This is a genomic window from Nocardioides ginsengisoli, assembly GCF_039537225.1.
In the GTDB taxonomy this organism is placed as follows: Bacteria; Actinomycetota; Actinomycetes; order Propionibacteriales; family Nocardioidaceae; genus Nocardioides; species Nocardioides ginsengisoli.
Genome location: NZ_BAABAC010000005.1, coordinates 274,103 through 296,932 on the forward strand (window position 1 = coordinate 274,103; position 22,830 = coordinate 296,932).

Below are 22,830 nucleotides of genomic sequence, written 5' to 3' on the forward strand. Positions count from 1 at the left end.
ATGAGCGTCCAGGTCGCCGTCGTCGGGAGCGGCCCCGCCGGCTGCTACACCGCCCAGGCCCTCCTCAAGGCCCGTCCCGGAGTCGGGATCACGCTCGTGGAGCGACTCCCCGTCCCGTTCGGGCTCGTGCGGTACGGCGTTGCGGCCGACCACCAGGGCACCAAGGCCGTCACCCGGCAGTTCGACCGCGTCCTCGCGCACCCGGACGTGAGCTTCGTCGGCAACGTGGAGGTCGGCACCGACGTCAGCCTCGAGGCCCTGCGCTCGAGCTTCGACGCGGTCGTCATCGCCACCGGCCTCGACCGCGACCGACGACTCGGCATCGCGGGGGAGGACCTGCCCGGTGTGGTCGCGTCAGGCCGGCTGACCCGGTGGGCCAACGGACATCCCGACGCGACCCACGCACCGCCGTGCCTCGGCCGGCGAGTGGTGGTGATCGGCAACGGCAACGTCGCGATCGACGTCGTACGCCTGCTCGCGAAGGAACAGAGCGACTTCGAGGGCAGCGACCTCCCGGGCGAGGTGGCGTCGGCACTGGCCGCCGCCCGGGTGGAGGAGGTCGTCGTCGTCGGACGAGGAGCGGTGGCGGACGCCAGGTTCGACCCGGCCATGGTCAAGGAGCTGGCCCACATCAGCGGCGCGACGTTCGACGTCGAGGGCCTCACGAGCGGTGACGCGAGCCCGCAGGCGCACGCCCTTCGCCACCTCCGGGACGGCCAGCGGCGCGGGGACCGGGTGACGGTCCGGTTCAGGTTCGGCTGGACCCCGGTGCGGATCGCAGGCAATGGCCGGGTGGAGGAGGTCGTCTTCGCCGACACGACCCGGACCGAGCGCTCCGTCGTCACCGACCTGGTCGTCTCGGCCATCGGGTTCACCGGACCGGCCGCACTCGTCCCGGACGACATGCGGGCCGAGGAGGGGCGGGTCGGATCCGGCCTCTACTGCGTGGGATGGGCGCACCGCGGGCCCCGCGGCACCATTCCCGACGCCCGCGCGGACGCACGCCTCGTCGCAGCCGCCGTCCTGGACGACCTGGACGCACGGCGCACGTCGTCGGTCCGATCCGATCCGCAGCGATGCTTCGCCGGCGTGCCCGCCACGGATCTGGCCGGCTGGCACGCCATCGACCACCACGAACGGTCCACTGCCGGCCACGGCCGCACGCGCAACAAGGTCACCGACCGTCGGGCGCTGCTCCAGCTGGCCCGCCCCCACCTCAACCACCTCGAAGGAGAACCAGCATGACCATCGACGTCTTGTACGGGACCGAGTCAGGCAACGCCGAGATGGCGGCCGAGGAGATCGTCGCGGCACTCGGCGACGCGCGGGCCGTCGACCTCCAGGACATCGGCCCCGACGACCTGGACCCGACCACCGTGTACCTGGTGCTCTGCTCCACCTACGGCGACGGCGAGCTGCCGGCTTCGGCCCAGCCGTTCGTGGACGCCCTTCACGCGCAGCAGCCCGACCTGACCGGCGTGCGCTACGCGGCCTTCGGACTGGGTGACAGCAGCTACGCAGAGTCCTACAGCCTCGGTGGCAACCAGCTGGCCGAGTGTCTCGACGCCCTCGGCGCCGAGCGCTTCGGTGACTTCGGCCGCCACGACGCGTCGAGCAGCGACGACCTGGTCACCTCGGCGGTGGCGTGGGCGGAAGCGGTCCTCGCCGATGCCGCCACCGCGGCGGCTTGAGGCGCAGCGATGACGACACTGACGACACTGCAGTCCGCCACCGATCCGCTGCCCTATCTGAGCGCGGAGTACCGGAGGGATCCCTATCCGTTCTACGCGGCCCTGCGCGCGCAGCACCCGGTCCACCGCCATCCTGACGGGTTCTGGGCGATCACCTCCTACGACGCGCTCCGCAACCTGCTCTACGACCGGACGCTGGGGGTCGCCGAGCTCGACTACGGTCCCGCCGGTCCGCTGCACGACAGCATGCTGGGCGCCGACGCCCCGAAGCACACCCGCGTGCGCCGTACCCACAGCCGATGGTTCACCCCCAAGGCGGTGAGGACCTGGACCGACATCACCCGGACCGAGGTCGACGCCCGGCTCGACCGGATCGTTGCGGACCGGGCGAGCTTCGACGCGGTCCACGACCTGGCCTTCCCCGTCACCTTCGCCACCATCAGCCACCTGCTCGGAGTTCCCGACACCGACGGGACCAAGGTGCGGCAGGCGACCTACGACATCGGCAAGAGCCTCGGCCTCGCCCCGACCGAGGCGGAGGCGGCGGGCACCGCTGCAGCGTTCGACTGGTTCGTCGGCCACATCGAGGACCTGATCGCCGACAAGCGGCGCCGGCCCGGTGACGGGCTCCTGGACGCCTTCCTCGGATTCGAGGACGAGGGGACGATGTCGCACGACGAGGTGATCGCCTCGACGACCCTGCTGTTCGCGGTGGGGCACCTCGACATCACCTACCTCATCGCGCACGGCATCAAGCTGATGGCGGAGCATCCCGAGATCCTCGACACCTACCGTGAACGGCCCGACCAGCGCGAGGTGATCGTCAACGAGACCCTGCGTCTCGACACCCCCGAGCAGTTCGTCGTCCGCACCACCACCCAACCGATCACCGTCGGCGGAGTCGACATCCCCGCCGGCGAGATCCTGGTCCTGTTCATCGGCGCCGGGAACCGCGACCCGCTCGTCTTCGACGAGCCCGACACCTTCCGGCTCGACCGCGACGTCGACCTCAGCAAGCACCTCGCCTTCGGCGGCGGCATCCACGGCTGCGCCGGACAGGTGCTCGCCCGCGCCGAGGCCCACGTGGTCTTCACCGCACTGGCCGAGCGGTTCACCACTCTCGAGCTCGCAGGGCCCGTGGTCCACGACCACTCCGACTTCATCCGCTCGATCACCGCACTTCCCATCGCGGTCCGCTGACCGCCCGACCGAGGAGACGCCTCGTGACCATCCAGACCGACGCGCTGCGCTCGACCCCCTTCTCGCCGCGCTTCCCCGCAACCACGGGCGAATCGATCGACGTGTACGGGTTCGCCGTACCGCTCTGGTACACCGACCCGGAGACGGAGTACGACGCCATCCGCAACCGCGTCGCCCTGCTGGAGTTCTCCATGCTCTACAAGTGGGACCTCACGGGAGCCGACGCGCTCGCCGTCGCCGACGCGGTGTTCTCGCGCAACCTGCGCGACCTCGGCCCGCGACGCATCGCCTACGGCGTCGTGGTCTCGCCGGAGGGCTACATGCTCGACGACGTCACTGCGGCCGTGCTCGGCGACGGACACGTTCGCATCATCGGCGGCAACCCGGCCACGGGCGAGGCGCTCGAAGCCGCCGGCGCCGGGCGCGACATGCACGTCACCGAGATCCGCGACACCCTGGCCGTGCTGTCCGTCCAGGGGCCGAACAGCCGGGCACTCCTCCAGCGCCTGACCGACCGTGACATGTCCAACGAGGCCTTCCCCTACTACACCTTCGACCCGGCGACGGAGATCGCCGGCATCCCCGCACACGTCAACCGCATGGGCTTCACCGCCGAGCTCGGGTACGAGGTGATGGTCCCGGTGGAGCGAGCCCTCGAGCTGTGGGACGCGGTCCTCGAGGCCGGGCAGGACCTCGGGGTCCAGGCGGCCGCGGCCGCCGCGCTCATGCAGGTCCGCGTCGAGGCGGGGATGATCATGGGAGAGCTCGAGTACGACGAGACCAGCACCCCGTTCGAGTGCCGGATGGGCTGGGCCGTCGACCTCGAGAAGGCCGACTTCCAGGGACGCGCTGCGCTGCTGGCCCACAAGGACGACGTCCGGACCCGAGTGGTCTCGGTGACCCTCGACTGCGACCCCGATGCCGCCGACGGAGCACGACTGTTCCACGACGGTTCGGACGTCGGCTTCGTCACGATGGCGGTGCCCTCGCCGGCCCTCGGCGGAGCGACGCTCGCGATGGCCCGCATCGCCGCCCATGCCGCGAAGATCGGCACCGAGCTCCGGCTCGAGGGCGACGCAGACAAGGCCGTCGTCGTCCGCACACCCGTCCACGACCCCGAGCGCATCCGCGTCCGGAGCTGAGAAGAGACCCCATGAACCGCTACGTGCTCACCCTGCGCTGCCCCGACCAACCCGGCATCGTCCGCGCCTTCGCGGACGGTGTGGTCGAGGTCAAGGGCAACATCGTCGACAGCCAGCAGTACACCGACCCCGACACCGGGACCTTCTGCCTGCGCGCCGAGTTCGACTCGCCCGAGAGCAGTGCCGAGGCCGTACGCCGCACGCTCGTCGACGCGCTGGCGGGCTTCGACCCGATCATCGGCCTGCGTGACGCGGACCATCGCCGCCGCATGCTGGTGATGGTCTCCAAGTTCGACCACTGCCTCGTCGACCTGCTCTACCGCCACCGGACCGGAGAGCTGCAGGTCGACATCCCTGTCATCGTCTCCAACCACCCCGACCTCGCGCCGATCGCGGAGCAGGCAGGCATCGAGTTCGTCCACGTGCCGGTGACGAAGGAGACCAAGGCCCAGGCGGAGGCCGATCTCCTCGCTCTCGTGGAGCGGCACCGGATCGACTTCGTCGTCCTGGCCCGCTACATGCAGGTGCTCTCCGACGACCTGTGCGGCAGGCTGTCCGGACGCGTCATCAACATCCACCACTCGTTCCTGCCGGGCTTCAAGGGAGCCAAGCCCTACCACCAGGCCCACGCCCGCGGGGTGAAGCTGATCGGTGCGACCGGCCACTACGTCACCGCCGACCTCGACGAGGGACCCATCATCGAGCAGGACGTCCACCGGGTCAGCCATGCCTACACCGCCGACCAGCTGGTCGCACTGGGGCGTGACGTCGAGCGCACCGTGCTGTCGCGGGCCGTGCGGCGCCACGCCGAGGACCGTGTGCTGCTGGTCGGCGCGCGCACGGTGGTCTTCGCGTGAGCGCGCGCATCCTCGACGGGGTCGCGACTGCTGCCGCGATCAAGGCCGAGCTCGCCGCCCGCGTGGAGAAGCTCCGCGAGCACGGCGTCGTCCCCGGGCTCGGCACCATCCTGGTGGGCGAGGACCCCGGCTCGACCTGGTACGTCGCCGGCAAGCACCGCGACTGTGCCGAGGTCGGCATCGACTCGATCAGGATCGACCTACCCGCCGACGTCTCCCAAGCGACGGTCGAGGAGGCGGTCCGGCGGCTCAACGCCGATCCGTCGTGCACCGGCTACATCGTGCAGCTGCCGCTTCCGGCGCACATCGACGAGAACGCCGTCCTCGGGCTCATCGACCCCGAGAAGGACGCCGACGGCCTGCACCCCACGAACCTCGGCTGGCTCGTGCTCGGTCGACGAGCTCCCTTGCCGTGCACCCCGAACGGGATCATCGAGCTCCTGCGCCGCCACGGCCTGGACCTCGACGGCGCCGAGGTGGTGGTCGTGGGTCGCGGCGTGACCGTCGGACGACCGCTCGGGCTGCTCCTGACGCGGCGTACGGAGAACGCCACGGTGACCCTGTGCCACACCGGGACCCGCGACCTCGCCGCGCACACCGGTGCCGCCGACATCCTGGTGGCGGCAGCGGGGGTGGCCGGCATCATCACCGCCGACATGGTCAAGGCCGGCGCCATCGTCCTCGACGTCGGTGTCTCACGCACCGCCGACGGCAAGATCGCGGGCGACGTCGCCCCCGACGTCCACCACGTCGCCGGCTGGGTCTCCCCGAACCCGGGCGGAGTCGGACCGATGACGCGGGCCATGCTCCTGAGCAACGTCGTGGAGGCCGCGGAGAATCTCTCCTTGCCCGGTCGACGGTGACCACGGCCCTGCGGTGCTCGTGAACAGCAGTGAGGCGGATCAGGGGGCGCTCGACACGGCCCAGGACGATTGCGAGTCCCGCTCGAGCCCGAAAGACCCGGCAAGAAGCCCGCAGATATCGGTCCGGAGGCCGTCTGAAGCGCGGCCAGAAGAGCCGAGTCGGAGCGATATCCTGGGTGTGCCAGGTCGTCTGATTCGTTGGAGTGCAGGGGGGGCATGGAGTTCGGATTCGGAGTCCTGCGATCTGTCCTGGTGGCGTGACCGGGCGGAGACGTCCGTGGCGCGTTCGAGGTCGGTGGTGCAGCGAGGCTTCTCGGCAATGATCGAAGGGCCGTCCTGCGATTCGTGTTTCTGGCCGAGTTCAGCCCCTGTCCACAATGTGTCCAGATTGACCCTGCTTGCCTCGGTAGCAAACGTGTAGCCTGAGAACTGAAGCATCGAGGCTTTCCTCGTGAAACTGAGGAACCTGATGGGAATCGTGCCGACTCCGTAGCTCTCGCAGGGACCCGATCTCGTCCAGAGGTCGCAGGTTCAAATCCTGCCCCCGCTACAAAGTTCAGGCGTGGGATCCAGTGGATCCCACGCCTGAAAGCATTTGCGACTTGATCTGGTCCGCAGAAACTCACCACTTTGGCCGCGATCGCGGCTCCGCTCGTACCGTTCGCGAGATCGACTGCCGGTTCGTGCCGGATTGTTCCCACTTCTCCGGCTCGAGCGGTGCACCTGTGATGCATGACGACCCATGCAACGCACCACAGCGGCCCCGCCGGGCTCGACCAGCTTCTCGGCGTCGAGGAGCTCGCCTCGTACCTCGGCGTGCCGGTCAAGACCGTGTACGACTGGCGCCAGAGCGGGCGAGGCCCCTGTGCGATCCGTGTCGGTCGGCATCTCAAGTACGCCGTCGCCGACGTCCGCGACTGGCTGGACAGTCGCCGCGAGTCGTCGCCGGGGCACGTGTCCGACGAGGAGTGAGCTGATGAGCCGGCCCAGGACGCCCATCGGCACGTTCGGCGACATTCACTTCACGACCCTGGCGTCGGGCAAGGTTCGGGCCCGAACTCGATTCCGCGACGCTGACGGTCAACGCCGTCAGGTCCAGGTCGGCGGTGCCACGCGCACCGATGCGGAGCAGCGGCTGAAGCAGAAGCTCGCCGTCCGCCTCCAGCACGGCGCTCGCGGGCACACCTTGAACGGCGACAGCACCTTCGACGAGCTCGTCACCCTGTGGCTCGACGATCTCGATCTGGAGACCGCTCTGGCTCCGAGCACCCGAGCGCCTACGAGCGCAACGTGCGCCAGATCGTGTTGCCGGCATTCGAGAACTCCTCCACTACGCGCCGGGCTATCTCGATCAGCAGATGGGTCGGATCCCGATGGGGCGCGCCGGCGACCCGCGGGAGCTCGCCGCGGTCGCCGTGTTCCTGGCGTCTTCTGGAGCCGGCTACCTCGGCGGCCAGACCGTCGTCGTCGACGGCGGTCGGACATTCGGGTGATCTCGTGAGACGCGACCTCTATCTCGACGATCATGAGACCTTTCGTGCCTCCGTGCGAGCGTTCGTCCAACGATCCGTGTTGCCCCATGTGAAGGCCCCCAGGTCGGGCGCGGGCGATCCCGCGATCACTCTGACTCGAGGCAGTAGCTCAGGGGACTGCTCGGGTTCGAGGTCCCCGAGGAGTACGGCGGTGCGAGCGGGGACGACCATCGCTTCAACGCGCCCCTCGCCAAGGATCTGTCGAAGGTGAACGCGGCGTTGCCCTCGTGGTGTCGGCCTCGTTCGGCTGACGTTGCCAAGGTCGGGTCCTGGCAAAGCCTGGGTGGTCGCGTCGGTCGCGAACAGCGATGTTGTGACCGCTGAGGTCGCCCTGTGACCATGGTGCCGCGCCAGGACGTGGACACGAGCGCTCCCGCACGACTGCTTGGTCTGTTCTGGGCATCGATGGGATCACTGGGAAGGCCTCGACCATCTGCCGCCCGAAGTTTTGACCTTCGAGTCAAAATTTCTCTTTGGCGTCACTTGACATGGTTACTGAGCGCTCATAATGTGACTGCGCACACAAAATTCTATTCCGAGGTCACGAGGTGGGGAGATGGGCACAGGTACAGGTGGGATCGGTGCCGCGGGCAGCCGGGTCCTCGGGTTCGCCGGCGCCACGCAGCGCGCCGTCGGCGCGCGGTGGATCCTTCGTGTCGCGGTTCTCGTGGTCTTGGTGGTCCTGGGCATCTCGATGCTCGACGACTACCAACAGCAGTTGGTCGTCACCACGATGATCTACGGGATCGCAGCGATCGCTCTGAGCGTGCTGATGGGCTGGGTCGGTCGGCCGTCGCTGCTGACGGCGGCCTCGCTCCTTGCTGGTGGCTATGCGACGGTCTATCTCGACGACAACCTCGACCTGCCGTTTCCGGCGGTGCTCGTCGGCGTCACGCTGGTCGGCGCGCTCTTCGGCCTGATCGCGTCGCTACCCGCTCGCCGCCTCTCGGGGCTCTACTTGCTGCTCAGCACGATGGCGTTGTTCTACCTGATCTCCGACATCGGCAACATCGTCCAGAGCAAGCACCAGGTGCTTGGCGGGTACTTCATCGAGTCGCCGACGATCGGCGAGAAGGTCCTGACCCAGGGGACGACCTGGTTCGTGTTCGTCGCGGTGGTCACCTTCGCGGTGCTGGAGTACTTCACCTACCTGCGACGTACTCGTCTCGGCCGTGGCTGGATCGCGATCCGCGACCAGGAGGCCGCTGCGTCGGTGACCGGAGTCCGGGTCGGCGGGTCGGTGGCCTTGGCCTTCGCGCTGACGACGGCCGCCCAGTTCCTGGCCGGCGCACTCTTCGCCTACCACCTCAGCACTGTGTCCTACACCTCGTACACGCTCCACATGAGCATCAACTTCATCATCATGGTCGTGATCGGCGGGCTCGGTCGCCCGGTCGGCGCGATGATCGGTGCCGGGATCGTCACCTTGGTGCCGAGCTGGATGAACTCGACGTTCGGCGACGCGACGACCAGCGACACCTGGCTCACGCGCAACCTCGGCGCGCTCGAGTCCGTCGTCTTCGCCCTGATCGGCATCGCGGTTCTGCTCAACGTTCGCGGCCGGCTCAAGCGGCGCCGAGCGCACATGCTCTCCGAGTCTGCGGACGCGGTCGGCGATACTGGTGATCGCACCGAGCTTCGTGGTGTCTCAGCGTCGTACGCCGCGGGCGAGACGGCACTCGACAAGGTCGACCTCAACGTCCCCGCCGGCCAGACGGTCGCCGTGGTCGGGCGCAACGGTGCCGGCAAGTCAAGCCTGCTGCATGCCCTCTCCGGTTTCCCGGAGCGGTCCGGCGGCCGAGTCGTGGCCGGCGATGTGCGGATCCACGCCGAGGATCGCGACACCGACCTGCGCTCGCTCAGCATCAGCGAGCGCAGCGACCGCGGTGTGGGCCTGATTCCTGCGGAGGACAAGGTCTTCGCCGAGCTCACGGTGCGTGAGCACCTGCGCGACGCGATCGCGGCCGGAGCCGTCCGCGCGAAGCGCAACGGCTCCAACCCGCCGACGCTCGAGGGCATCCTCGCAACGTTCCCGGCCCTGCACGGCAAGCTCGACCGCAGGGCCGGCCTGCTGAGCGGTGGTGAGCGCCAGCAGGTTGCCCTGGCCGCGGCGCTCGCCCGCCAGCCCTACCTGCTGCTCGTCGATGAGCCAACTCTGGGTCTGTCCCCGGTCGCGATCGAAGGCCTCGAGCCGATTCTCGAAGAGATCCGGCGCTCCGTCCCCGGCGGCGTCGTCCTCGCCGAGCAGAACCCGGCCCTCGCGATGCGGCTCGCGGACACCGTGGTCCTGCTCGAAGGCGGACGGGTCGTCCGAGTCGCCGCGCCAGACGACGATGTCCTCGAGTTCATCGAGGAGCGGTTCCTTGGCCTCACCGCGCTCGTCGGGAACGAGCACCACGAACCTGCCGCTGCCACTCGGGATCACGGCATCACCCCATGAAATTCCGGCACACCAAGGAGAACGCAATGAAGTCAACCTCGGCAGGTCGCCGTCGCCTCGTGGCAGCAGGGGCGCTCGGCCTCGCGATGGCCACGAGCCTGGCTGCGTGTGGCGGTGGCGCCGACAGCGCCAGTGGCAGCGGCGCCTTCAAGATCGGCGTCATCGTCGACCAGTCCGGCCCGGTCCGGACGGTCTCGGCCCCGCAGCTCGTCGGCCTGAAGGCCGCGGTGCGGGCGGTCAACGACGGTGGTGGGGTCGACGGTCACAAGATCGAACTCGTCATCCGCGACGACGGTTCCGACGCGGCCAAGGGCGTCGCGGCCTTCCGTGAGCTGGTCGACAAGTACCACGTCACCACCGTCACCGGCTTCACCTCGAGCGCGACGATCCCAGGCGTGGTCAACTTCGCCGAGCAGTCCAAGGTCTCCATGCTTGCCGCGGGCGTTCCAGGCGACCTTCTCAACCCGGTCAACCCGGTGGTGTTCACCACGGTCGCGAGCATCAATGCCCAGGGCACCGCTGCGGTCGACTACCTCAAGACGCTCGTCGATGACGGCAAGCTACCGGCCAACCCGAAGGTCGCGATGTTCCACTACTCCAGCCCTGCGGGCGAGAGCTGGAAGTCGGCGGTCGAGCCGTACCTCAAGGAGGTCGGTTTCGACCTGGTCGCGAGCGAGACGGCTGCCGTCGGCGCGCCGAGCTACAGCGCTGCCGTCGAGGCGATCGTGGCCGCGAAGCCGGACGCCGTGCTGCTGACCGCCGCCGAGACCGACCTCATCAATATGATGAAGTCCGCTCAGGCGGCCGGTCTCGACCCGAAGATCCCGATCGTCAACTACTCCTTCGGCAGCGGCGCCACCGCCCTCGAGGGGGTCTCGAAGCTGGGCTTCACCGACTACGTCGCCTCGACGCCGTTCAACTCCAGTGGCGACAACGCCGGTTCCAAGGCCTACGTGGATGCCATCGCCAAGGCCGGTGGCAATCCCAACCAGGTCATGGTTCCGGAAGGCTACGCACAGGTCCAGATGATCGTCGACGTCCTCGAGAAGTGCGGTTACCCGTGCTCGTCGGACAAGTTCCTCGACATCGTCGGTGACTTCGACTCGGACCTCGGTGGCCTCGCGTTCGGGCCGGTCAAGTACGACGACAAGCAGCACTTCGGCCCGACGTCGGTCGCGTTCCTCGGTTGGGACGACGCGTCCAGCTCGGCCAAGCCCGTCAAGAGCGGCATCCCGCTCGCTGGCCCGGCGTCCTGACCCGCCGCTGGCGCTCGTGGGATTGGAGTCTGAACAATGTCGATGACCACTTTCATCAATCTGGCGAGCGCCAGCGTGCTGCTCTCCGCCATCTACTGCTTGGTCAATTCCGGGCTGGTGCTCCTCTACCGGTCCACGGGTGTGCTCAACTTCGCCCACGGCCAGTTCGTCATGCTCGGCGCCTACGTCATGTCGACACTGAGCTTCGGCACGTACTCGCTGCGTCTCGCCGTCGCCGCGGTCGCGGTCGCGGCGGTGTCCTGGGTGTCCTACCACCTGCTGATCCGGCGGCTCAGCGGTGAGGACGAGTTCCGCAAGGTCGTGCTCAGCTTCATGCTGGCGGTCCTCCTTACCCAGGCCATCGTGCTGGTGTGGGGCACTGACAGTCGGCAGGTCGCCACCTCCACGGATGCGACCTTCGCTCTGGGTGACGCGCAGGTGCGCTGGAGCGTGATCGTCTCCGCCGTCACTGCTACAGCGGTCGCGATGGGCCTCACCTGGTTCCTTGCTCGGACGATCACCGGTCTGCGGATGCGAGCCTTGGCCGCCAACGAGGAGCTGGCGGCGTACGGCGGCACGAAAGTCCACCGCCTGGCCGGCCTGGCGTGGGCGATCGCTGGCGCTGGGGCGGCGCTGGCGGGCGTGATGTACGCCGAGACGACCACCGTGTCGCTCGCGCTGTCCGACATTCTCCTCGTTGCGTTCCCTGCTGCCGTGCTCGGTGGCCTGCACAGCCTTCCAGGCTCCATCCTCGGCTCGGTGATCCTGGCGACACTGCTCACGTTCTGCGGCTACTTCTTCGGTGGTGAGTGGGTCAACGTCATCGCCTACGTGGTCCTACTCGCGGTGTTGGTGGTGCGGCCCTTCGGTCTGCTTGGTTCGCCCTCGGCGCAGCGCCTCTGAGGCCTGCGCGGAACAGGAAAGGTCCCGAACATGTCCAGTGACAACGTCCATGACCACGCCAAGGCGGCCGTCGGTGACCCGGACCGGGAGGACGTCACCGATCGGCTTCGGGTCGATGGCGTCAGCCTCGAGCTGTCAGGGGTCAAGATCCTGCACGACGTGAGCCTGGCCGTCGAGCCCGGACAGACGGTTGGTCTGCTCGGCGCCAACGGCTCAGGAAAGAGCAGCCTGCTCAACGTGGTGTCCGGCTACTACAAGCCGACCGCTGGAGCCGTCTTCATCAGCGGCAGAGACATCGCGTCGTGCGGTCCTGCCCGGATCGCGGCGCACCGCGTCGGCCGATCCTTCCAGTCCATCGGCAAGATGTCCGACCTCACGGTCCTGGAGAACGTGATGCTCGGCCTCGAACCGGTGTGGAGGTCCAGCAGCATCGCCGCAGTGCTCGGCCTCCCGTCGTCGCGGCGCGCCGAGGCTGACGCGCGCCTCCAGGCTTCGACGATCATCGACGAGTTCGACCTCGGCGGCTACGAGCACAAGCTGCTCAGCGCCTGCCCCTACGGCGTGCGCAAGGTCGCCGACCTGCTCCGTTCGATGGTCTCGAAGCCAAAGCTCCTGCTCCTCGACGAGCCGACCTCGGGTGTCTCGATGGAGGATCGTGCGGGCATCCTCGAGCTGATCCGTGCGTGGGCCGCGCGGACCGGCTGCTCGACAGTGGTCGTCGACCACGACATCGAGTTCGTGACGTCGCTGGCCGATTCGCTGGTCGCGCTCGTGGGCGGATCCGTGGCCGCCGCCGGAGGCAGCGCGGAGGTTCTCGGGAACGAGGACGTCATCGCGACCTTCCTCGGCACGGGCAAGCGCTGAACATCCTCTGCGCGAACAGCCCATCGGGTCTGGCGCCGCAGCTGCACAAAACAACAACCAGAAAGGTGGTAGCGCGGTGAGGCGCTCTGTCTACGACAAGGATCACGAGACATTCCGGTCCTCGGTGCGCGAGTTCATCGAGCGCAGCGTCGTCCCGACTCTCGAGGACCAGGCTGCCGAGCACGCCATCCCGCGTTCGTTCTGGCTCGAGGCAGGCAAGCAGGGGCTGCTTGGGTTCGAGGTTCCCGAGGAGTACGGCGGCGCCGGCGCCGATGACTACCGCTTCAACGCGGTGATCTCTGAGGAGCTGGCGAAAGTCAACGCGGCACTGCCCTCCTGCTGGGGCATTCACGCCGACATCGTGCCTCCCTACATCGCCCGTCTGGGCACCGAGGAGCAGAAGCAGCGTTGGCTGCCGGGAATCGCTTCGGGGGAGATCCTGGCGGCCATTGCCATGACCGAGCCGTCGGGTGGATCGGATCTCGCAGCGCTGAAGACGACGGCGGTGCGTGACGGCGACGAGTGGGTCATCAACGGCTCCAAGACCTTCATCACCAATGGCAGCTCGGCCGACCTGGTGCTCACGGCGGTGCGGACCGATCCGTCGCGCGGATCGAAGGGGATCACGCTCTTCGCGGTGGAGGCTGCGACGCCCGGCTTCAGCCGGGGCCGCAAGCTCGACAAGGTCGGCCAGGACGAATCGGACACCGCCGAGTTGTTCTACGAGAACGTCCGGCTCACCGATGCCGAGGTCATCGGCGAGCTCAATCAGGGCTTCGTGCACATGATGCAGAACTTGCCGCAGGAGCGGCTGCAGAGCGCGGTGTCGAACATCGCCCACGCCAAGCAGATCCTGCTGGAGACCATCGACTACGCCAAGGAGCGTGTTGCCTTCGGCCAGCCGATCGGAGCGTTCCAGCACACCAAGTTCCTGCTGGCCGACTTGGTGACGCGCGTCGAGGTCACCGAGGCCTATATCGACACGTGCGTGACGGCGCTGGGCCGCGGCGACCTCTCGCCGATCGACGCCGCGAAAGCAAAGCTGTGGACCTCGGAGGTCCAGAACGATGTCCTGGACGACTGTGTCCAGGTCTTCGGCGGCTACGGCTACATGAACGAGTATCGCGTCGCGCGTGCCTGGCGCGATGCTCGGGTGACTCGAATCTGGGCCGGTACCAGCGAGATCATGAAGGAGCTCATCGGACGGGACCTGGGGCTGTGAGCCGCAGACCGCGTCGCGGAGCCGTCGTCGTCCCGGGCGTCCAGCGTCATCACGGCCGTGCTGCGGTAGGGGCGACGAGTCGGGTGGCGACGGCGTGACGGCTCCCTATGTGCCCGAGGTCGAGGGCGGCACGGCGCTGGTCGTCGGAGGCACCTCGGGAGTCGGGCTGGCCGCGGCCCATCTGCTTGCCGACCGCGGACTGCGCGCGATCGTTCTCGCGGGCCGGGACGCCGAGCGTGGTGCGACTGCGGCGCAACAGCTGGCCGACCGGGTCGAGGTCCATTTCGTGCAGGCCGACGCCGGCGACGCCGACGGGGCAACGGTGATGTTTGCCCACGCCGTCGAGGTCCTCGGTGGCATCGACTTCGCGATCACCTCCACCGTGCCCAGCAGGATCGAGCTGGACCTGATCCATCGCACGCCGGTGCACTCCATCGGTGCCACCATCACCGGCTTCGCGCTGCCGCCGTTGCACGTCACGCGGCTGGCGCTCGAGCACATGGGTGCCCGCGGCGGCGGCGCCATCGTCAACGTCGCCTCGGACGCAGCAAAGGTTCCGACTCCCGGCGAATCCATCATCGGCGCCGCGATGGCCGGCATCGTGATGTTCAGCCGGGTCGCGGCCCTCGAAGGTCGGCGCAACGGGGTCCGTGTCAACGCGGTGACGCCGTCGCTCATCGCTGACACCCCGACGACCGACCGGGTCCTGGCAGACGGCTTCAGCGCCAAGCTGTTCGCCAGCGCCGCCCGGGCCGCCGCGCTCGGCGTCGCCTCGGCGCGCGACGTCGCCGAGGCGGCGGTCTTCCTCTGTGAAGCCCGCTCCGGCCGCACGACCGGGCAGGTCATCAGTGTCAACGGGGCGATCTCGATCGCCTGAGTGCGCCTTCGCACCTCTCGTCCCAGTCCCTCCATCGCCCTCATCCAAGGAGCTCCCGTGACCGCTGCCACCACCTTCACCGCCCACCGCTTCACCGACCGAGTGGCCGTCGTCACCGGCGCCAGCCGTGGCATCGGCTTCGCCACGGCGCAGCGCATCGTCGCCGAAGGCGGTCGGGTCTGCATCACCGGGCGCAAGGAGGCCGCGCTCCGGGAGGCCGCGGCCCGTCTGGGAGGCCCCGACGTAGCGATCTGGTCCGCTGGCTCCGCGGACGACACCGGACACCAACAGGAGACCGTCGCCGCCATCCTGTCTGCCTTCGGCAAGCTCGACCTGATGGTCAACAACACCGGCGTCAACCCGGCGTTCAGCACCATCGTGGACACCCCGCTCGACACCGCTGCGGGCATTCTCAACACCAACGTCCTCGCACCGATCGGCTGGGCCCGTACGGCCGTTGCGGCCGGCCTTGGCGAGCGCGACGGCGCCATCGTCAACGTCGCGTCGGTCGCAGGCCTCAAGCCCGCCGACCGGATCGGGGTGTACGGCGCCAGCAAGGCGGCGCTGATGCACCTGACCCAGCAGCTTGCGATCGAGCTCGCTCCGCAGGTCCGGGTCAACGCCGTCGCTCCCGCTGTCGTGCGGACGAAGTTCGCTGCACCGTTGTTCGCGGACAAGGACGACGAGGTGTCGGCGCGCTACCCGATGAAGCGACTGGGTGAGCCGCAGGACGTCGCTGCGGCGGTCGCATTCCTGCTGTCCTCCGACGCGTCCTGGCTGACCGGAGAGGTGATCACCGTCGACGGGGGTCTGACCCTGACCGGTGGTGTGTGATGGACGTCTTCGGCGGCCGAGCCGCGATCGCGGGGGCAGGCATGACTGAGCTCACTCGGCGCTCCGGTCGCAGCGTGCTCTCGCTGGCCCGGGAGGCTGCGCTCACGGCCTGCGCGGCCGCGGGCCTCTCGCCGGACCAGGTCGACGGCGTCGTGCAATTCAGCATGTACGACGACTCGGTGCCGGCCGAGGCGCTCGGCGCCGCAATCGGGGCGCGTGACCTGACCTACGTCATGGACTTCGCGCAGGGTGGCCAGTCCGCGGCGCACATGGTCGCCCATGCTGCGATGGCGGTAGCCTGCGGGTTCGCAGAGAGCATCGTTGTCTTCCGCGCGATGAACGGGCGCTCCGGCGTCCGTATCGGGCAGCACTCCGCGGTCGGGGGCGGCACAGAGTTCCGCTACCCGATCGGTTTCCTGGCCTACCCGCAGGTTGCTGCCCTGTGGGCCCGCCGCTACATGATCGAGACCGGCGCGAGCGAGCTCGACTTCGCCGCGATCGCCATCGCCGAGCGCCGATGGGCCCAGCAGAACCCGCGGGCGATCCTGCGCGAGCCGCTCACCGAGGAGAGCTATCTGGCCTCCCGCTGGGTGGCCGAGCCGTTCCGGCTGCCCGACTGCACCACCGAGGTCGACGGTGCGGCTGCCGTGCTCGTGACCTCGGTGGAGCGGGCACGCGACCTGCGGCTCACCCCGGCCGTCATCGCGAGCGCCGCGTGGGCGACCCATGGCTTCGACCTCGACATGGGCTCCTCGCTCCGGTACGACGACTACCTCCGCAACTACGCCGCCCACCTTGCCGACCCCCTGTGGCGCCGCGCGGGGGTCGGCCCTGACGACGTCGACTACGCCGAGGTCTACGACTGCTTCACCGGCGCGCTGGCGCTCAACATGGAGGGCCTCGGCCTGTGCGAGCCCGGCGGTGCCGGCCGCTTCGCTCGTGAGGGACACACCTCGCCGGGCGGTCGCTTACCGACCAACACGCACGGTGGGTTGCTCTCGGAGGGCTACGTGCACGGCATGAACACCGTCACCGAGGCGGTGTGGCAGATGCAGGGGTTGGCCGGAGAGCGGCAGGTGTCGAAGAACGATGTCGCCGTCGTCTCGTCCGGCGCGTACCTCTCGGGATCAGCCATCGTGTTGACCAAGGACAGGTGAGATGGTCGTGTCGATTCCCGTTCCCCACCCGAGTGAGGACAGTAGACCGTTCTGGGACTCGCTTCGAGACCACGTGCTGCGGCTTCCTTGGTGCGGCTCCTGCGCGAGCTTCCAGTTCCCTCCCATGCCGGGTTGCCCCGCTTGCAGCGCCGACGCGGACGCGATCGAGTGGCGGGAGGTCGCCGGCGCGGGACGGATCCACTCGTGGTTCGTCGCCCGGCACGCGTTCCATCCCGCGTTCGAGTCCGACCTGCCGTACGTCGTCGCGGACGTCGTGCTCGACGAGGGCCCTCGGATCAACGGTCGCATCGTCGGCGTCGCCTCGGCGGACGTCCAGGCGGACATGAGGGTGAGGGCCGTCTTCGAGGATCTCTCCGCGTTCACGCGACTGGCCTTCGAGCCGGCTGACCCGCAGGAGCAGGCATGAACACCCCCTCTTTCGTCCCTCACCTGGTGCTCGAGCGGCTCGTTGCCGAGCAGCCTGACCACGTCCTGGTCGAGTTCACCGACGACCGCGCCTACACCGCGCGAGAGCTCCACGAGCGTGCGCAGGACGTGGCCGCCGGGCTCCAGCGGGCCGGCCTGGAGCCGGGGGACCGCGTCGCCCTGGTCATCGGCAACCGGGTCGACATCCTTGCCTGGTGGCTCGGGATCGCGGCTGCGGGCATGGTCTCGGTGCCGCTCAACACGGCCATGCGGGGCAGCGTGCTCGAGCACATGCTGCGGCTGTCCGGCCCGCGGATCGTCGTCGCGGAGGCGGAGTTCCTGGCCGATGTGCGCGCGGTGACGAGGAGCATCGACGACGGCCCGGCCGTGCTGGAGGTCAGCCCGGCCGACAGGGAGGACGCGACCGGCCGCTTCCTTGCCGGTGTCGGTGCGCCGACGCCGCGCTCCGTGCTTGCGTCATCCCTCTCCAGCATCATGTTCACCTCGGGCACGACCGGACCGTCGAAGGGCGTCATGTGGACGCACCGGATGGCGATGGGCAAGGCCGAGAGCGCGATGGCCGTGATGGGCCACCGCAGCGACGACATACTGTTCACCTGCCTGCCGCTTTTCCACGCCAACGGGCTGTGCACGTCGTTCTTGCCTGCACTGCTCGTGCGAGCCCGGTTGGTCGTGGCGCCGCGGTTCAGCGCATCGGGTTTCTGGCCGGCCATCAAGGAGTCGGGTGCGACGGTCACGAACATGCTCGGCTCCATCGGCGCATTGCTGTGGAAGAGACCGCCGGGCCCTCAGGATCGTGACCATTGCCTGCGCAAGGCGCTGGTGATCCCTCCGCCGGTGGGTCACCACAGCGAGTTCGAAGAGCGCTTCGGCCTCGTCTCGACACAGCTCTACGGTTCGACGGACGTCGGCGTCCCGCTCGGGATTCCTGACGGTGAGGCCAACCATGAGGCGTGCGGCAAGGCGCTCCCGGGGTGGGAGTGCCGCATCGTGGACGACCTCGACATGGAGGTCGCGGACGGGCAGCCGGGCGAGCTGGTCGTGCGGCCCCTGGTCCCGTTCACCAGCCAGCTCGGCTACTACGGCCATCCCGAGGCCACCGTCGAAGCATGGCGCAACCTGTGGTTCCACACAGGCGACGTGATGCGCCGCGACGGGGACGGCTGGTTCTACTTCATGGACCGTGCCAAGGATGCGATGCGTCGCTCCGGCGAGAACATCTCGTCCTACGAGGTCGAGCAGGTCGTGCTCTCCCATCCGGCGGTCGAGGACGTCGCCGCCTATGGCGTCGCGTCCGAGCTCGCCGAGGACGAGGTGATGGTGTCGGTCGTCCGTCGAGAGGACCGCCTCGACGTCGCGCCCGAGGAGATCCTCGCCTGGGCGCGCGAGCGCCTGCCGTACTTCGCTGTGCCTCGCTACCTGCAGTTCCTCGATGCCTTGCCGCGCACGCCGACGGCGAAGGTCAAGAAGGCGGACCTGCGGGCGGAGGGTGTCACACCGGCGACCTACGACGCAGGCTCGACCAGCCGCTCAGCGCAGCGCAGCGCGAACTCCTGAGCATGCCACGTGGTGCTTGACGAGTGCTGCATCCATCCCTAATCTGGTTACTGAGCGCTCAGTAACCAGATGATGAACGAGGTGAACCATGGCGACTACCACTACGGGCCGCGCCCTGACCGTTGCCGACGTCGTGCGCAACCAGGCCCGCACCAACCCGCACCGCGTCGCCGTCAGCGACACGACCCGCAGCTTCACCTATGCCGAGCTGGACCGGGTCACCGACCGGCTCGCCCACGGCCTCGCCGCTGCGGCTGTCACCCGAGGCGACACCGTCGCGGTGCTCGGCAGCAACTCAATCGAGCACGTCCTGCTGCAGCACGCCGTCGCCAAGCTGGGCGCCGCGCTTGCCACGCTGAACTGGCGCCAGAGCGAGGACGAGGTCGCCTACGCGATCTCGCTGTGCCGGCCCCGTGTGGTCTTCGTGCAGCCGGCGTTCCGCCACCTCATCACTGCGTCCGACGTCCGCTGCGAGGAGCTGACCACGCCTGACGACGGCCGTTTCTACGCCGACTTCATCGAGCCGTACCCCGCTACCGCCCCTGATGCGGACATCGACGCGGAAGACCTGGTCACCATCATCTGCACCAGCGGCACCACCGGCCGTCCGAAGGCGGCCGCGATCTCCCAGCGTGCCATGCTCGCCCGCGCCGCCTTCGGGGCGATGGAGATGAAGCTGAGCGCTGACGACGCACACCTTGCCTGGGCGCCGATGTTCCACCTCGTCTCCGCCGACTACATGTTCGTCTGCGCGGCCCTCGGCAGCCGTTACATCGTGGTCGACGGCTTCGATGTCGAGGTCATCAACGACTACCTGCACGAGGTTCAGCTCGGCTGGTTCGTGATGATGCCCGGCGCTATCGAGGCCCTCGTCGCGCGGTTGCGCCGCGACCCGCGCCCCGTCGCGCCGATCCGACTGGTCGGCGCCATGGCCGACCTCGTCCCGCCGGCACAGGTGCGAGAGCTGACCGAGCTGCTCGATGCGCCGTACTACAACTCCTACGGCATGACCGAGGCCGGACCGCTTACCTACGGCACCATCGCGCCCGGTACCTGGCCCGAGCACCTGGGCAAGCGGATGACGGCGCTGGCGAACCACCGTCTCGCCGGGCCCGACGGCGCTGAGGCTGCCGTCGGCGAACCCGGCGAGATGCACGTCTGCGGACCGACACTGTTCACCTGCTACCTGCATGACGAGGCAGCCACGGCCGAAGCCCTCGTCGACGGCTGGTACCGCTCCGGCGACCTGCTGCGCCGCGACGAGGAGGGCTTCGTGCACTTCGTCGGCCGATCGAAGTACCTCATCAAGACCGGTGGGGAGAACGTGTATCCCGCCGAGATCGAGCGGGTGCTGATGACTGTTCCGGGGGTGCAGGAGGTCGTCGTCGTCCGCAAGCTCGATGAGAAGTGGGGCGAGACGCCGGTCGCCTTCCTAGCTGCCGAGGTCGAGCTCGACGTCGCCGAGCTCGAGGCGGCCTGCCGCCGCGACCTGGCCGGCTACAAGGTGCCGCGGGCCTTCCGCCAGATCGATATCGACGACTTCCCGCGCAACGTCACCGGCAAGGTCATTCGCGAGCGGCTCGAGCTGCAGGTCTGAGCTGCCTTCCATCACCACACCGACGAGGAGAACTTCGATGGGCTCGAGACAGGGAACATGCATCACAGGCATCGGCGAGACGCCGCCGGCGCGCCGGTCCGACAAGAGCGTGCGACGCCTGGTCGTCGACGCTGCCTTGGCAGCGATCGCGGACGCCGGCCTTCGACCGGGTGACATCGACGGCATCGTGTCCGACTCGGTCATCATGTCCGGCTCGGTCCCGCGCGACTGGCTCTCGGCACAGCTCGGGATCACCCGAACCTTCGATGCCTCGCTGTCCTACGGCGGTGCGGGCTCAGTCGGTGCTCCGCAGCTGGCTCGGGCCGGTCTCGAAGCGGGGCTGTGCACGAACGTGCTCGTCTACTTCGGCGTCGACTGGGGCACCCGGCCCAGCGGCCCCTACGGCTTCCACGACATGTATCCCGCCAAGCGCGTGTACGAGAAGCCGATCGGCTTCGATGCCCAGCCGGAGTACTTCGCCCTCCTCGCCGAGCGCTACTCGCACGAGTACGGCTTGGCCGAGGAGGAGCTCGGCGCCTTCGCGGTCAACCAGCGCGAGTACGCCGTACGGGCCGGCGTCGGTCAGAAGACCAAGCCGCTGTCGATGCAGGAGTACCTCGATACCCCGATGATCTCCGACCCGCTGCGCTTCGAGGACTGCTGCCTGATCAGTGACGGCGCTGTGGCCTACGTGTTGACGCTGGAAGAGCGGGCAGTCGATGCTCCGCACAAGCCGATCCACGTGCGAGGCGTGGGCTTCGGGTCTGAAGCGACGTCCGGCGACGACGTCTTCACCCAGCGCGCCGACTACCTCGGCTTCCCCGGGACGGCGGCGGCCCGGGCGGCCGTGGAAGGCGACGCCGGGATGTCCCTTGCCGAGGCGGACTTCGCCGAGATCTACGACTGCTTCACGATCTCCTGCCTGCTCCAGCTCGAGGATCTCGGCATCTGCGAGCGGGGGACCGCGGGCAAGTTCGCCCTTGCCGGCGAGACCCGGATCGACGGCCGGATGCCGGTCAACACCCACGGCGGTCTGCTGGCCCACAGCTACCTGCTCGGCGCTGAGCACGTCATCGAGGCCGTTCGTCAGCTGCGCGGCGACGCCGGCCCCAACCAGGTCGCCGACGCGGGAGTCGGTCTGGTCACCGGCCTGTCGGTGCCCGACTACGCCCTGCTGCTGTTGAGCAACAACTAGGAGCTGTGATGACACTCGACGACACCCTGCACATCGACGGCAACGCCCCGGTCGGCGACCTCGAGGAGTTCTTCCGCCTGGCCGGAGGCGACAGCGTGCCCTTGCCGCAGTGCCAGGACTGCGCACGCTTCCACTGGTACCCGATGGGGCGCTGCCCGCACTGTCAATCCGAGCGGCTCGTGTGGCGGCAGCTGGACGGCCGGGCGACGGTGTACGCCGCCACCACGGTCCGCCACGCGTTCACTGAGCGGACCCGCGGCCAGACGCCGTACGGCCTGGCCCTGGTGACCTTTGACGAGGCGCCCGAGATCCGGATGGTCTGTCGTGCCATTGGCCCCGCGCCCGCGATCGGTGACGCCGTCACCGTCCGTGTCGAGCACGATCCAGCATCTGGTGACATCGGCATGATCTGGTGCCGCCTCACCGACGAGGAGGACCGGTCCTGATGAGCACCATCGAGTTCAACTTCGCCGGTCGGACGGTCATCGTCACCGGGGCTGCTCGTGGTGTCGGCCACGCCATCGCAGAGCGCTTCGCCACGGCCGGTGCGGACGTGTTCATCGTCGACCTCGATGCCGAGGCCGTCGCGGAGGCCGCGGACCGGCTCGGCGTCACGGGCGTCGCCGCCGACGTCGCGAGCACCGAGGGCATCGACGCGATCGTCGCGACGGCGATCGAGAAGACCGGGCGCATCGACGTGGTCGTCAGCAACGCTGGCATCCTGCGCGACGGTGTCGTCTGGAAGCTGACGGACGAGGACTGGGACCAGGTGCTGGCCGTCCACGCCGGCGGCACCTTCAAGCTGACCCGAGCCGCGGTGCCTCACATGCGCGCGCAGGGTGGAGGTCGGGTCATCAACGTGACCTCCTACAGCGGACTGCGCGGCAACATCGGCCAGTCCAACTACGGCGCCGCCAAGGCAGCGATCATCGGCTTCACCAAGGCGACGGCCAAGGAGCTCGCGGGCTTCGGGGTGACGGTCAACGCGATCTCGCCGAACGCCGAGACACGGATGATCGCGAGCATCCCGCCGGCGAAACGTGAGCAGCTGCTCGACCAGATCCCGCTCCGCCGCTTCGCCGACCCGGCCGAGATGGCCGCCGCGGTCGCTTTCCTCGCCTCCGACGAGGCGGCCTATGTCACCGGCGTCGTGCTGCCGGTCGACGGCGGCATCTCCATCTGACCCTGAACCGAGT

22 protein-coding genes are annotated in these 22,830 nt (G+C 68.7%); all 22 read left to right on the forward strand.

Going from position 1 to position 22,830, the window contains the following annotated elements:
- The 22 genes from AB4880_RS02955 to fabG all read left to right on the forward strand — a co-directional run bounded on the left by AB4880_RS02955 (position 1) and on the right by fabG (position 22,817).
- Positions 1 to 1,245 (forward strand): FAD-dependent oxidoreductase, encoded by a 1,245-nt coding sequence (locus AB4880_RS02955; protein ID WP_179725082.1) that lies wholly within the window; start codon positions 1 to 3, stop codon positions 1,243 to 1,245.
- Positions 1,242 to 1,691: a flavodoxin domain-containing protein gene (locus AB4880_RS02960; RefSeq protein WP_367917704.1), complete on the forward strand. Its 450-nt coding sequence runs from the start codon at positions 1,242 to 1,244 to the stop codon at positions 1,689 to 1,691. Before AB4880_RS02955 ends, AB4880_RS02960 begins: the two co-directional genes overlap by 4 nt.
- Positions 1,692 to 1,700: 9 nt before the next feature.
- Positions 1,701 to 2,891 (forward strand): cytochrome P450, encoded by a 1,191-nt coding sequence (locus tag AB4880_RS02965; protein WP_367917705.1) that lies wholly within the window; start codon positions 1,701 to 1,703, stop codon positions 2,889 to 2,891.
- A gap of 23 nt (positions 2,892 to 2,914) precedes the next feature.
- Complete coding sequence (locus AB4880_RS02970) at positions 2,915 to 4,033, forward strand: aminomethyl transferase family protein (RefSeq protein ID WP_367917706.1); 1,119 nt, start codon at positions 2,915 to 2,917, stop codon at positions 4,031 to 4,033.
- An 11-nt stretch (positions 4,034 to 4,044) separates the two neighbouring features.
- Positions 4,045 to 4,890, forward strand: coding sequence for a formyltetrahydrofolate deformylase (purU, locus tag AB4880_RS02975; protein ID WP_367917707.1), 846 nt, complete (start codon positions 4,045 to 4,047; stop codon positions 4,888 to 4,890).
- On the forward strand, positions 4,887 to 5,753 hold the full coding sequence (locus AB4880_RS02980; protein WP_367917708.1) for a bifunctional methylenetetrahydrofolate dehydrogenase/methenyltetrahydrofolate cyclohydrolase: 867 nt from the start codon (positions 4,887 to 4,889) through the stop codon (positions 5,751 to 5,753). Before purU ends, AB4880_RS02980 begins: the two co-directional genes overlap by 4 nt.
- Before the next feature lie 732 nt (positions 5,754 to 6,485).
- Positions 6,486 to 6,725, forward strand: a complete 240-nt coding sequence (locus AB4880_RS02985) for a helix-turn-helix transcriptional regulator (RefSeq protein WP_367917709.1) — start codon at positions 6,486 to 6,488, stop codon at positions 6,723 to 6,725.
- A 341-nt stretch (positions 6,726 to 7,066) separates the two neighbouring features.
- Complete coding sequence (locus AB4880_RS02990; protein WP_367917836.1) at positions 7,067 to 7,246, forward strand: SDR family oxidoreductase; 180 nt, start codon at positions 7,067 to 7,069, stop codon at positions 7,244 to 7,246.
- A 595-nt stretch (positions 7,247 to 7,841) separates the two neighbouring features.
- Positions 7,842 to 9,725, forward strand: a complete 1,884-nt coding sequence (locus AB4880_RS02995) for an ABC transporter permease subunit (protein WP_367917710.1) — start codon at positions 7,842 to 7,844, stop codon at positions 9,723 to 9,725.
- Between the two features lie 26 nt (positions 9,726 to 9,751).
- Entirely contained in the window at positions 9,752 to 10,981 is a 1,230-nt protein-coding gene (locus AB4880_RS03000) for an ABC transporter substrate-binding protein (protein ID WP_367917711.1), read from the forward strand.
- Between the two features lie 36 nt (positions 10,982 to 11,017).
- A complete protein-coding gene (locus AB4880_RS03005) occupies positions 11,018 to 11,884 on the forward strand; it encodes a branched-chain amino acid ABC transporter permease (RefSeq protein ID WP_367917712.1) in 867 nt (288 codons plus the stop codon).
- Positions 11,885 to 11,914: 30 nt separating this feature from the next.
- Positions 11,915 to 12,748: an ABC transporter ATP-binding protein gene (locus AB4880_RS03010; RefSeq protein WP_367917713.1), complete on the forward strand. Its 834-nt coding sequence runs from the start codon at positions 11,915 to 11,917 to the stop codon at positions 12,746 to 12,748.
- A gap of 76 nt (positions 12,749 to 12,824) precedes the next feature.
- Positions 12,825 to 13,970, forward strand: coding sequence for an acyl-CoA dehydrogenase family protein (locus AB4880_RS03015; protein ID WP_367917714.1), 1,146 nt, complete (start codon positions 12,825 to 12,827; stop codon positions 13,968 to 13,970).
- Positions 13,971 to 14,079: 109 nt separating this feature from the next.
- Positions 14,080 to 14,847: an SDR family NAD(P)-dependent oxidoreductase gene (locus AB4880_RS03020; RefSeq protein ID WP_367917715.1), complete on the forward strand. Its 768-nt coding sequence runs from the start codon at positions 14,080 to 14,082 to the stop codon at positions 14,845 to 14,847.
- Positions 14,848 to 14,904: 57 nt separating this feature from the next.
- Positions 14,905 to 15,681 carry an SDR family oxidoreductase gene (locus AB4880_RS03025; RefSeq protein ID WP_367917716.1) on the forward strand — a complete coding sequence of 259 codons (777 nt, stop codon included), beginning with the start codon at positions 14,905 to 14,907 and terminating at the stop codon, positions 15,679 to 15,681.
- 41 nt (positions 15,682 to 15,722) lie between these two features.
- Positions 15,723 to 16,838 carry a thiolase C-terminal domain-containing protein gene (locus AB4880_RS03030; RefSeq protein WP_367917717.1) on the forward strand — a complete coding sequence of 372 codons (1,116 nt, stop codon included), beginning with the start codon at positions 15,723 to 15,725 and terminating at the stop codon, positions 16,836 to 16,838.
- A gap of 1 nt (position 16,839) precedes the next feature.
- Positions 16,840 to 17,265 carry a Zn-ribbon domain-containing OB-fold protein gene (locus AB4880_RS03035; RefSeq protein WP_367917718.1) on the forward strand — a complete coding sequence of 142 codons (426 nt, stop codon included), beginning with the start codon at positions 16,840 to 16,842 and terminating at the stop codon, positions 17,263 to 17,265.
- Complete coding sequence (locus AB4880_RS03040; RefSeq protein WP_367917719.1) at positions 17,262 to 18,842, forward strand: AMP-binding protein; 1,581 nt, start codon at positions 17,262 to 17,264, stop codon at positions 18,840 to 18,842. The genes AB4880_RS03035 and AB4880_RS03040 overlap by 4 nt, the downstream gene beginning before the upstream one ends.
- Positions 18,843 to 18,930: 88 nt before the next feature.
- Entirely contained in the window at positions 18,931 to 20,439 is a 1,509-nt protein-coding gene (locus AB4880_RS03045) for a class I adenylate-forming enzyme family protein (protein WP_367917720.1), read from the forward strand.
- Positions 20,440 to 20,575: 136 nt separating this feature from the next.
- Complete coding sequence (locus AB4880_RS03050; protein ID WP_367917721.1) at positions 20,576 to 21,634, forward strand: thiolase family protein; 1,059 nt, start codon at positions 20,576 to 20,578, stop codon at positions 21,632 to 21,634.
- An 8-nt stretch (positions 21,635 to 21,642) separates the two neighbouring features.
- On the forward strand, positions 21,643 to 22,080 hold the full coding sequence (locus AB4880_RS03055) for a Zn-ribbon domain-containing OB-fold protein (protein ID WP_367917722.1): 438 nt from the start codon (positions 21,643 to 21,645) through the stop codon (positions 22,078 to 22,080).
- Positions 22,080 to 22,817, forward strand: coding sequence for a 3-oxoacyl-ACP reductase FabG (gene fabG / locus AB4880_RS03060; RefSeq protein WP_367917723.1), 738 nt, complete (start codon positions 22,080 to 22,082; stop codon positions 22,815 to 22,817). Before AB4880_RS03055 ends, fabG begins: the two co-directional genes overlap by 1 nt.
- Positions 22,818 to 22,830: the final 13 nt, after the last annotated feature.